The organism is Neochlamydia sp. AcF84, from assembly GCF_011087585.1.
Classification (GTDB): Bacteria; Chlamydiota; Chlamydiia; order Chlamydiales; family Parachlamydiaceae; genus Neochlamydia.
In genome coordinates this window covers 117,984-131,304 of sequence record NZ_VJOT01000044.1, presented here as the reverse complement: position 1 = coordinate 131,304, position 13,321 = coordinate 117,984, and the positions used below count along the sequence as shown (strand labels likewise).

Here is a 13,321-nt window from a genome sequence, read left to right as displayed (position 1 = left end):
AAGTTTTGGATTTCTACTTTTTTAGCTTACCATTAAAAGGAAATTTACATTTTTTCTTTTTAAAATTGATGCAATGATGGAGTTTTTTAGGGTAAATCAGGTTGGACTATTTAAGGGGAGCAATTTTACAAAGTATAGGGCCACATAAGAAGTAGTTTGAAAGCCTATTATTTATTAATGATTAAGCTACTGTTAAGCCAATTAATAAGGCAAAAGAAAATTTGTTAAGGTCTCCTCTCCCATGCTTTTGGTCAACTCCTCATGCAATCACTTGCTCTATAAATACATCTTCTTGAGTAAAGAGACATCTTTCTAAGGGCTGGATAGATAAACTTAGTCTCTTTAACGTAATTTTAAAGCTAAAGGTAAAAATTTAGAAAAAATTTTACTCCAGCTGGATGCTCTGAAAGCAAGAAAGCTTAAAAAAGATTTAAGGAGAGGGTCTTCTACCTTAGCGATCCCTTATGAGAATTAGCCTGAGACTACAATAGCTTTAGGGGCTGTAGGCTGCGCTTGTACATGTTCAGAAAGTGCTTGATCTGCCTGCTGTGTTTCTTGAGATCTTACTAGATCATTGAACTGGCGACCTAATGAGCGACAAGCTACAAACCAAAAGATAATCACTACCAATAAAATAGAAGCTACATAGGGAGCACTCATGACTAAATTTCCAAAAAACATTAAAAGGCCCTGATGAATTAAGGATCCTCCTGATTTTCCAAGGCGAGAGCCCACCCCGTCAATAGCTGCTTTTCCTTTCAACTTACATTCATGGCTAAGTGGAATAAAAGCCATTTCTTTTGTCGTGTCAAAAAAAGAGTATTTAGCAGCTTTACTTAGACAATTTTGGGCCGATCCAAAAAATACAGCAATAGCTAAAGGAGTAGTCCCTGTTAACATGATTACCGTATCGGAAAGATGATTTTGAAAAAACATAAAACAGAAAAAGCCAGCTGAAGTCACTAACATAGTTAACGGCGTCACTAAAGCTGTACAGGTCCATCCAAAACGGCTGATAAACTTAGCCATAAATAACGCGGCAAAGGTTGAGACTACGCCCTGAATAGAAGTTAAATTATTTATATAAGTATTGTAATCTTTTGGGCTGGAATAAAGATACCTAAGCTGGTCTTTCCATACTACCTCAACGAGGTTGATCACTAGGTTATAAGAGACGACTAGAATAGCAATGCAAATCAGATATTTGGAATTAGATAAATAAGAAAAGCTTTCGCGAAGGGTTAAGCGTCCTTTTTTCTTAATTTCACGTTTATTCATATGAAAATCATCGAAGCTAGGATCTACCAGCACATAACGGTTTATCCACCTAAAAGTGCACATGGTAATAATGCCTGAAATGATCACTATGGTGGTTAGCATCATGACTGACTTTTCCCAAGCATTACCTATAAATTCCATATGCTGAGAACAATAGATGCCTAACTGACCAGCAGCTATTGCAGCGAAATTAGAAGCTATACCAAATGTTCCATAAAAGCGCCGGGCTTCATGAATACGCGTCACCTCGTTGGCAAATCCCCAAAATAATACACTCATTATAGCAGTGCTCCAAAGTTCTGCTCCCACATAAAAGGTAGTTAAAAGCCAATGCCGATACATTGCTATCATTCCTTTAAAACCCGTAGGAAGAACGCTTTGAAGATAATCTGCGCTGTGTTTAAATTCTATAACTTCTCGCAAAGGATAAAGAAGAAAAGCAAATAGTGCATAAAAGATTAAGAAAGCCGAGATCATGATATAAAATACACGTTCTTGACTGAAAATGTTGGAGATTTTAGTAAAAACAAGAGTAACCACCACTGCCATGGGTAAAAGAGCCCATACCTTAATAAATGGCAGGATCTCTGCCCCAGCGGCAGTAATCACCACCGCATCTTTCATGTTACGCAAGATTGTATAATTAAAACATATTAAGAACAGCATGAGAAGCATCGGCAGCATCTTTTTAAGCTCATGCCGGTGAATAGGCCAAACCAAAGAACGAAGGGCGCCAAACTCGGGGTTAACTAATTGAGTCATTACAACCTTTTGTAAATAAAAAATTTTAGCAAACTGATGATATACCTTTCAATAAGTAAAATTAAAATTAGAAAAACGTTAAAAATTCATTTCTTTCTTAAAAAAAGAAAAAGATAGCAACTTAACATCATCAATCAAGTCGCTATCTGAATTTAGAGAACAACAAAATAGCATATCGTCTATTTTTTTAGCAGCTACATTCTAGCCGGCTTTCTGTTCCTGCAACTTTCCCCTATTTGCCAAGGATAGGGCTTCCGATAAAGTCTCTTTTCTTTCCGGCTTTTTTAAAGTCATTTCATTAAATGCTCCTCCTAGGATACGGGTGGCCCCCATCCATACAGCTATAACCGCAAACAGAACAAGAGCAACATAAGGCGCACTTGCAGTGAAAGTAGAGAAAAGCAAAAGCAAGGTTTGATGTACAACAGAACCACTCGACTTCCCAAGCCTGGAGCAGACTCCATCGATAGCTGCCTTTCCTTTTAATTTCCACTCGGCTGATAGAGGAATAAAAGCCATTTCTTTGGTAGCATCATATACAGAATATTTAGCAGCACGGCTAAGAATATTTTGTACAGAACCAGCAAAGACTACTAGCATAAGAGGAGTCATTCCAGTTAGCGCCATGACAACCTCTGCCAAATGTCCTTTCATAAAGAAGAAAAGGAAAAACCCTAAGCTTGTAAAGAAGAGGATCATGGGAGTAAGCATAGCTGTAAAGGTCCATCCCAATACACGCATGCTATTACCTGAAACGAACAGGGCACAAAAAGTAGCAATGACTCCAATAATCGTAGAGATTTGATTGGTATAAAGGCTGTAGTCACTCGGGTTAGGATATAACTCTCGAACTTCGTGTTTCCAAATAACTTCGGTAAGATTAATTACTAAATTATAAGAAAGAACAATGATAGCAATGCAGGTAAGATATTTTGATTTGGAAAGATAGGCAAAAGTCTGCCTTAATGATAGCTTTTTATCCTTAAGGTTTTTATCTTCTGTAGCCGCAGCAGCATCATAGTAGAGAGGATCACTCAGTATACAGCTATTTAGCCATCGAAATAAAAAGATAGCTCCCAATCCTGCTAAAAGGACAAGAGAGACTAACATCAACAACGATTGATCCCATGCATCTTTCCCATAAGGAATATTAGGATTATAAGTATGACGGCTGATAAAGACAGACACTTGTCCTGCCACCACCCCTGAAAAATTAGCTCCAATGCCAAAGAGGCCATAGAACCTTTTGGCTTCACTCACACGTGTCACTTGGTTAGCAAACCCCCAAAAAAGCACGGATAAAATGGCACTACTCCAAAGTTCAGACATTACATAAAAGATTGTGAAAGTCCAATTACGAAACATAGCAATCAATCCTTTACAACCCAAAGGAAGAATTTGTTGCATTCTATCAGCTAAAGCATGAGGATGCAAAGAGTCACGAGCGGGATGAAGGATAAGAATAAATATAACAAAGTAGCTTAAAAAGCCACCAATCATTATATAAAACACATTTTCGCGAGAGAAACAACTAGAAAGACGGGTAAATAGGATAGTCATCAATACAGCACTAGGAAACATGACCCACACTTTAATAAAGGGGATCACTTCTGCCCCTGAAGACTTAGCGGTTACAACAACAGTATCTTTTAAGGTTCTTAAAATATTATAGTCAAAAGTAATTAAAAAGAAAATTAACAACATCGGAACGAGCTTTCTTAGCTCGTAATTATGAACGGGCCATAAATAGCTCCGCCATCTACTAAACTCTGGTTCATCTACCGCCTTGGACCCTGACATGCAAAACCTTTATTATATTGAAGATATAGCTAATTTTTACGAGCGGAGGGGATGCTAAAAGAAAAATGTGACTCAAAAAAGGATTTTCGAGGATCGGGAGAGCAAAGATCGGAGGGAGAATACTTATCATATTCCTCAAGTTATATTATCTAATGGCTTTCCCTGTTTTAGGGATTATTATATAAAGCTTACAAAAGTAAATTTTATATACATAGCATAGGCTATTCTTTTTTATTATTCAAGAGGATTTTCCCTCTAGCCATGGAAAGCAAAAACGTAAGGCTTTAATAATTAGTAACTAAAATCAAGATAGCTTTTTTGCAAGCCTGTATGCATTAGAGAGGGCTTCTATGCCGGGCAGGGTACCTGATTCAAGGAATTTTAAAGAGGCTCCTCCTCCTGTAGAGATATAAGTGATTTTTTCCATCAACCCGGCCTTTTGAAGAGCTGTAATAGAGTCTCCTCCTCCTACTACAGTAGTTGCCGCTGAATGAGCCACCTTTTCTGCTATAGCTAGCGTACCATTGGCAAACTCAATAGCTTCAATGATACCTAAAGGGCCATTCCAGAAAATAGTAGCGGCTTTTTGAATAAATTCAGAAAATTGTTGAATGGTTCGGGGGCCAATATCAAATCCTTGATAACCTTCAGGAATTCCTGTTTCGCTCAAGATGATTGACACATTAGCTGGACTTTCCAATCGCTGAGCAACAATATGATCGACTGGTAAAACTACTTGCACTCCCTTTATCTGGCTTTCATTTAAGATATCTTTTGCCATAGACAGAAATTCTGGCTCATATAAAGAATCTCCGATAGCATACCCTTGGGCTTTCATAAAAGTGAAAGCCATCGCTCCTCCAATTAAAAGAACATCTACTTTCTTTAACAGCGTTTTTAAAAGCCCTATTTTGGTAGATATTTTGGCTCCGCCTATAATTGCACAAAAAGGTTTTTTAGAATTCCTTATAAATTTTTCTAAAAATAGAATTTCTTTTTCCATAAGAAAGCCCATAGCTGCTTCTTGCGGAAAAAGCTTAGGAAGGTAATAAGTAGAAGTATGCTTACGATGAGCTGTGCCAAAAGCATCATCTACGTAGGCATCCCCTAACTTTGACAGCTGCTGGGCAAAAGAAAAATTATGCTCAGGATCTTCTTCGGCCTGATGAAAGCGAAGATTTTCTAGGAGCATTATCTGGCAAGCCCCCAATCTTTGTACTTGCTCTTCAACGTTTTTACCTACACAGTCAAGGGCCATATGTACCGGGCGCTCGATTAGCATAGACAAATGTTTAGCACACGGCAATAAAGAGAAATTAGGAATTTTTTGGCCCTTGGGCCGTCCTAGATGACTCATTAAGATAATAGTGCCGCCTTGCTTAAGAATATATTCAATCGATGGCAAAGAAGCTTGGATGCGTGTATCATCCTTAATCTGGCCTAAGGGGTCTAGAGGAACATTAAAATCCACTCGCATTAAAATCTTCTTGCCAGCCACGTGAAGATTTCTAAGAGAAAGCTTTGTTAACATGCAATTTTCCTAATATAAATGCCATCGCGTTAAATTTTTCTAAAGAATTTAACAGGATGCTCATAATACAATTAAGGAAAAAAGTGTCAATATTTAAAGCTTAAAAGGAAAATTTAATGGATTTGGAAAAGTTAGGAGCAGAGTACGCAAAAAAGGTTTTAAAACGCGAGGATCTGCAGGCTGATCCTGTAAAACAATTTCAAGCTTGGCTGGAGGAAGCTTATGCTTTACAAATTTTAGAACCTAATGCCATGGTCCTTGCTACCTGCTCAAAAGCTGGTCTTCCTTCTATACGTACAGTCTTACTTAAAAATTTGGATGAAAGAGGTTTAACTTTCTTCACTAACTATGAAAGTCGTAAAGCTCAAGAAATCAATGCAAATCCCCAAGTATCCGTTATCTTTTTGTGGAAAGAATTGGAAAGGCAAGTAGTTATTCAAGGATTAGCAGAAAAAACTTCGCGAGAAGTCTCGACAAGTTATTTCGATAAACGTCCGCGTCAAAGCCAATTAGGCGCTGTAGCCTCCCATCAAGGAAGAATTCTTTCGTCTCGTAAGATTTTGGAAGAAGAATATGAACGTTTAAGCGTAATATATGAAGGCCTTAAAATACCCTGTCCTGAAAAATGGGGCGGTTTTATTATCAAGCCTTATTACTATGAGTTTTGGCAAGGTAGAACTAATCGATTGCATGATCGTTTTAGCTATCACCTTGCAGAACAAATATGGCATATTCAACGTTTATCCCCTTAAAATATTTTGTAATTAATAATTTCCTTTTTTGCCTCCCCTACCACATCCGCAAATCCTCCGCCCTACTTAAAATCAAAATAAGCGGAAATTTGTAAGCTAGAATTTACGGCGATTTTCTTGTAAGCCTGGTTTTTCATCTGCTTGGATACTCAAAAATTCTTTAGCTACTACGTTTGCTTTTTTAATGCCTGGGGATAGCTCTTTTAGAAGAAAGCACAAAAGCTATATGGCTTAACGCTAGTCATGAATAAAGCCGAAAAAAATGGGCATAGGCTAATATCCATGCATTTAAAAAAGCTGATGTAGCTTAAATTTTTAATTATCCTCTCTATGAAATTAAAATTTTTTGAAAAAGTAAAGATTTATATTAACAAAAATTCAAAAATTAAGATATAGACCTATTTTCTTGCTAGCCTCTAGCAAAATTTAAAAAATTCTATCAAAGAAAAACAAAAATTTATACTGAGGATCTTGCTGATGATAAATGCTCCTTCTTTTTTATCGCTCTTCTTTACCTACGCTCAGAAAAAGTTACTGACGTTTTTCTGTATTTTATTAGGGTTTTCTTTAGGCTTTCCTCTTGAAGCTACCTATATTCTGCGTTATACTACAACCGATAATGGGGGAATCACTTTCACAGGAAATACATTGGGTCTTTCTAAGTATCCACAAGAAAACAATCCTGGCATAGATGATTCTATTGGCGCCTTTATCACTACAGATCCTACCAAGCAAGTAGGAACCCCCCCTCATGGTCCTTATCCCCTAGGAATTAATCCACCCGCCGGCACAACTTTGAATTATCTTGAAAACAGCTCTTCAGCGGTCCTGGATCTACTTCCAGGTAGTACTGTTCTCTATGCAGAATTGGTCTGGGGAGGAAGTTATGGTTTTCCTTCCTCTGGGGCCCCTCCTTTACCTCCATCACCTAATGTGGCTATCACCCTAACTACTCCCCAACAAATCAGTTACACGATTACAGCCGATCCAGCCACTAGCCAAGAAGCTATCACACCTGGTTACACGCAATCAGGAAATTATGTAAGAAGTGCCGATGTAACCTCCATTGTTCAAGATGCAGGCCCAGGCACATATATAGCAGGTGGAATATATGGAACCATAGTTGCTACAGATGACACTCATAATAGTGCAGGGTGGACGTTGGCTGTCGTCTATGCCAATCCTTTAATGCTGACCCATAACATGACCCTTTTTGTAGGCTGTGAGCAAGCCTCGAGAACCATTAATCCTGTAGAGGTGTGGGGGTTTTGTGCTCCACCTTCCGGGGTACTCTCTGGAAGGCTTTTTATTAGCGCAATTGAAGGGGAGGCTAATAAAACAGGTGATTGCCTGCTCTTTGGTAAAAGTTTACCACTTACCATCGCAGCCAATTCTCTTTCAGGTGTTAATAACCCCATCAACAATTTTTTCGCCTCTCAAATCAACACTCTACTTCCTCTGGAGCTAGATCCTATTCATAATAAATATGTAGCCGTAGGCTCTTCTCAATTGGATGAAAGAGGTAGCTATGGAAACTTGAACGCTGATCCCTTTAATAACCTTAATAAATCGGGTGGTAGACAGGGATATGATATAACAAGCATAGATGTTTCTCATGCTATTACCTATAATCAAACAAAGGCCTATGCTTTAGGTACGACTACATCGGATGATTATACAGTCAACGCCCTGGGCTTACAGATTCAAGTAGGAGCACCCATTATAAACTCGAAAAAGACTGTTAACGCCGTGCAGTCCATAACTTCTTCTCTTGGCGAGAAAGTCACTTTTTCTATCCGACTTGAAAATACAGGAACAAGTGATGCCTTGTCTGTAAATTTTAAGGATGCGTTGCCCGCCGGCCTTAACTATGTTGCGGGTAGTTTAAAATTGAATAGCATACCCATTAGTCCTGATCCTGACCTTACTCAAGGATTTTTTATTGGAGATATGCTTGTCGGCCAATTAAACACGATCGAATTTGAAGCCCACATTGCTAGCTATCCTTCTAACGGCAATACCTATTACAATAAATCTTTAGTTGATTATCAATTTGCAACCTGTGCGGGTAATAATTTTGGCCTGTCTGCTCAATCGAATGAAGTCTCTATCTATCTACCAGAACCCCCGGTGCCTGCTGCTACCGCCTCCTTAAGCAAGTGTAAATACTTAAATCGAACTGAATATCCGCTAGAGATAAGATGGATGTCGCCTTCGCCCTATGTAGTTTTATATCGTGTTTATCAAAAGGGAGCTCTTATTGCCCAAATTCCAGCTAACGCTCCTTTAGTGTATAAAAAATGTTGCAAATCTAAAAAATCGGCTGAAGGCTATACCCTTGTTGCAGTATATGAAGGCAATAAAGAAAGCATTCCAACCAAAATAAGGATCACTCATGAATAAAATTTATATAGGAATCGTATGCCTTTTTCTTATCAGCATAGGAGAGCTACATGCCTGGATAGAAGAGCAGCCAATGACTTTAGAAATGCGCTCAGGCGCGTTTATTCATGCTAATAAACGCTTTAAAAAACTTTATGGGAAAATAGGCACAAGCTATCAAATAGAAGCTTCTCTTTCTCTCCCTCCTTTTAAATATCTAAGGGGCTGGAGCAATTTTGACTATTTCTCTAAGCATAGTAGAACCCACAGAGATAGATGTTGTGGAAAAAGTAAAGTAGAAATCCCGCAGGTTAGCTTTGGAATAAAATATATCTATCCGTTTGGGGAGTTTCTCGACGGATATGTTGGAATAGGGCCTAGTTTTTCAAGGATTAATGTGACTAATAAATCCTGTTGCCTACATGAGAAGGTTTCAAAATTTGCCGTGGGAGGCATCTTGAAATCAGGTATTTATTATTCAATGAGCGAACGCCTGTTTATGGATGTATTTATTGACTATCTCTACCAACCGGTACATTTTAAAAAATATCGCAATGTAGGAGGGCTAAAAGTAGGCGCAGGATTCGGCTATAAGTTTTAATTTATACCGGTTAAAGAAACTATAGCTGTATATTTTAAAATTAAATTAAATTTATAAAAGCTGGTTCTCTCTCCTTAAAGACAGATTTTTATTAAGTATGTAATCCCCCTAAAGAGCTGCTCAAATCCATATTATACGCTTTTAAACTATCCTTAGGCAATCCCATGTCGTATGAAACCCCTCTCGTTAATTAGATAAGCAGCCTTTAGAGGATTGTGTATGCAGGCTTAGTTTTTAAAGCATATCCTTGAATCTATCTAGATAGATAAAAAGGCATCTGCATAAAAAATCCTTTCCACATTGAAGATTAAAGTATTTAACGCGAATTATCCGATAAGGAAATAAAAGAGGAAAAACCTCTACCGGTTACCTTTATAGATTCAAGCTACATTTAATTATTAATGATAAAGGATAAATTTTTGCTTATATGTTAACGTCAGGAAATGTGGATGACCCAAGTCCCTATCTCTGATCTGTCTAAAAGGATTTTTGGCAAAATGTTTGCCGATGAAGGATATATCTCTCATCAAATGTTTATCAAGCTTTACGGCAAGGGCTTAGAAATTATTACTAGGGTTAGAAAGAATATGAAAAACAAGCTAATATCCCAGGTAGGTAAGATTTTATTAAGAAAGTGAGAGGATTGAAAGTGTTAACAATAAATTGAAAAACTCTTATCAAATCGAATATCCTCAACATCGCAGCGCTTGAAATTTTTTTGCCAATCTAATCAGCGGAATAGTGGCCTATGCTTACGAGCTCTGTAAGCCTTCATGCAATTTACTCGCACGCAAAAACAAAAGTTAATGAGTTGGCTTACAGTTTGGGTATAATTGAAGCAGCCCTAGAGGGTGTTCTTAGCCGATAACTTACCTTATTTAAGTAATCTTTTAAAAATTCTATCTCTTATTTTTTGCACTTTTGTTCTAGAAAATGGTTTATAGCCAGCCATTTCCTAGAAGAAAAGCCTTACCACGTAAAAAAACTTAACTCACAAACATTTTTTATCTTTAATCCACCTTCCTCACTATTCTTTATAACGACCTAAGTATGAAGAAATTATAAAACTTAAATTTAAGAGTTAAATTTTATAAGCATTTAGCAATCAGCAACTTAAATTTCAGGTGAGGAATGTGGGCTTTAAATTATTATTTTTAAGCAAACGAATGAAGAGGTAAATACTTTTGATTTTTGACAAAATAACCCACATTCCGCAGGTTATAACGATTTCAAGATATTATTTTTTTTTAGTAATATGAATAGAATTTAAATTAAAGAATTAATTTTTTTAACGACTTAGCAATCAAGGGATTAAATTCAAAGAGAGGAACGTCGGCCTCCAGCTTTTTTTAGAAAAAACTATTCATGTTCCTCTATAAGCAAAGAAAGCGAAAACATGAAAGATGAAAAAGTATTGTAGCAAGGACTTTAATCCCTTAGGATTGTTTCTACACTATGCAATAAAATTGAGATAAGGGAATATGATAAATTAATTAATCCATCATAATCCCCAAGCTATTATGACTACAGGAGGATTAATTAACTATTTGATGAGTAGGATTTTATGTTTTAACTCAACCCTCATTCAGAAATTATAGGCCAATGGAAATTAACCTGCGGAATGTGGGAAATAAGATAAGTACTTGGTGGATGGAAAGGTTTCATTACCCCTTCACTTCAACCTTAGGAAATCTTTAATTTTTTTTCAAACAATGAAGAATGATTGAAATAAATAAATTCTCTTTGATAATTTTAAAAATAATAGAAAAGAGTTACATGTATTTTAACCACTTTTGAGTCCTGGCATTCTTCTGGTGATGCTGGAAAAAACTCTTTTTTATCAAGTTCATTAAAAAAGATAACTCTTTAAAATTATTGAAGAAAGGAGGAAAGAATGAAAACTAAAGGCACATGCACTACCTGCGGCAAAACCTATAGTCCCAGCAAGGGAGGTGCTCATTTACTTGGTTGCACTTTAAAATCTTTGCAGCCTTCTCAATCGAACCCAGAGGGATATTTACTTCGCATCTCATGGGCGGAAGAGCCCGGTCTTTATTGGATGTTTGTCGCTATTCCTCAAAGCACTTCCTTAGGATCTCTAGATGCGTTTTTAAGGACTACATGGTTAGAATGCTGTGGACACCTCAGCCAGTTTACTATTGGCAGACGACATTACATGTCTCATACTGAATCTGGCAGACTTAGCCCCTCTATGAATCATCCAGTCAGCAAAATTCTATCTCCAGGCTTAGAGTTTACATACATTTATGATATGGGATCTTCTACTGAACTCGATATACAAGTCACGGAAAAACTTGCCGCCTGCCCTCAAAAAGGAATTTCAATTCTTATGCGAAATGATCCCCCTGCTTTTCTATGCGAAGCATGTAATCAAGCGGCTGATATTATTTGCTCTTTATGCGGTTCAAAGGTGTGTTCCAAATGCAGTACAAGCCACCCCTGTGCTATCGATGAAAAAGATACTTACATGCTTATGCCTCTGGTTAATTCCCCACGGGCAGGCGTATGTGGTTATACAGGAGAATAAAAGGCCACTAGAGGTTAAATTTATCGGGTAATTTCATAGCTAATGACTTTTTATCAGAGAGATAAAATATTTATGAATAGCCGTACTCTGGGTCAGTTCAGGATGAAAAGTCGCTCCCAGATGCATTCCTTGCTTTACCAGCACAGCTTCTCCTTGATAAGTCGATAAAACCTCTACCTCCTTACCATACCGATGAATGCGTGGGGCTCTAATAAAGGCTGCAGCCACATCCTCAGCTTGAGAAGAACTCAAGTTAGCTTTTAGATTAGCAATGAAGGACTCATACTGACGGCCAAAGGCATTACGCTCTACAGAAACATTTACAATACCTAAGGGTTGCATAGGGTCGGCAATTATTTCTTGGGACATCAAGATAAGCCCTGCGCATGTACCAAAAAGAGGCCTTAGCTGGGCAAACTGCTTTAAAGGATAAGACATTTGAATGAAATCCATTTGACGTTTTATAGTGGTGGATTCTCCTCCTGGAATGATCAATCCATGGCATCTACCCAAATCTTCAGGCTTGCGCACTGCGATAGCTTTCACATTTAAAGAATGCACCATCTCTATATGCTTAGAAAAAGCGCCTTGTAGCGCCAAAACACCAATAGTGGTCATTTACCATCCTCTTTGTGCCAGCAAATCTTCTTTTCTTATCTGTTGAATATCAAGTCCTTTCATAGCACTTAGCAGACCCATAGAAATTTTTGCTAGCATCTCGGGGTCATTGTAGAAAGTAGCTGCGCCTACAATTGCTTTTGCTCTTTGGGAAGGATCTTCTGATTTAAAAATACCCGAACCTACGAATACGCTCTCAGCCCCCAGCTGCATCATTAGAGCCGCATCAGCTGGATTAGCTATCCCACCGGCAGCAAAATTAGGGACTGGCAGTTTACCTTTTTCAGCCACTTGTTTAACGAGATGGTAAGGAGCTCCCAAGCGTTTAGCTTCAGCCATCAGCTCGCTATTATCCATGGTGGTCAACACGCGCATCTCCCGGTTAAGGGTGCGCAAATGTCGGACAGCCTCCACAATATTTCCTGTGCCGGCTTCACCTTTAGTACGTATCATAGCAGCGCCTTCTCCTATGCGGCGGAGAGCTTCTCCTAAATGACGGCAACCGCAGACAAAAGGAATCCGAAACGCATGTTTATCAATATGATTTTCTTCATCAGCAGGCGTTAATACCTCACTCTCATCGATGAAATCCACAAATAGAGCTTCAAGAATTTGAGCTTCTACAAAATGCCCAATACGGCACTTAGCCATGACGGGAATAGAAACCGCTTCTTGAATTTTATGGATAAGCTCAGGTCCTGACATTCTAGCTACACCGCCTTGCGCCCGGATATCTGCTGGGATACGCTCTAAGGCCATCACAGCAACTGCCCCAGCATCCTCTGCAATTTTTGCTTGCTCTGGCGTGGTAACGTCCATAATAACGCCCCCTTTTAACATCTCTGCCAGCCCTACCTTGACTGCAAAAGAACCAGTTTCTGGATGAGCATTGCCATTTTTCAACATACAAGTGAACTCCATAGTAAAATTTCGAGTGACTTTTGAGAAGCTTTAAGCCAAATTTTATCTGTTTGCCTGCATTTAAGCAAATAAGGAAATAGACTTTTCAACAAATCTTTAGTGTTTTTCAGAAAAAAGAACCCTTAAAG

3 protein-coding genes are annotated in these 13,321 nt (G+C 38.1%); 1 reads left to right on the top strand and 2 read right to left on the bottom strand.

What is annotated here, in order from left to right:
- The first annotated feature begins 11,000 nt into the window (after window positions 1-11,000).
- Window positions 11,001-11,654 carry a plasmid pRiA4b ORF-3 family protein gene (locus tag NEOC84_RS05070; RefSeq protein WP_166156093.1) on the top strand — a complete coding sequence of 218 codons (654 nt, stop codon included), beginning with the start codon at window positions 11,001-11,003 and terminating at the stop codon, window positions 11,652-11,654.
- Window positions 11,655-11,693: 39 nt separating this feature from the next.
- On the opposite strand, the gene pdxT is transcribed toward NEOC84_RS05070, so the two are convergent.
- Together pdxT and pdxS are read right to left on the bottom strand one after the other, a co-directional pair.
- Window positions 11,694-12,272 carry a pyridoxal 5'-phosphate synthase glutaminase subunit PdxT gene (gene pdxT, locus NEOC84_RS05065; protein ID WP_166156090.1) on the bottom strand — a complete coding sequence of 193 codons (579 nt, stop codon included), beginning with the start codon at window positions 12,270-12,272 and terminating at the stop codon, window positions 11,694-11,696.
- Window positions 12,273-13,178: a pyridoxal 5'-phosphate synthase lyase subunit PdxS gene (pdxS, locus tag NEOC84_RS05060; RefSeq protein WP_166156087.1), complete on the bottom strand. Its 906-nt coding sequence runs from the start codon at window positions 13,176-13,178 to the stop codon at window positions 12,273-12,275. It abuts the gene before it with no gap.
- Between the last annotated feature and the right edge of the window lie 143 nt (window positions 13,179-13,321).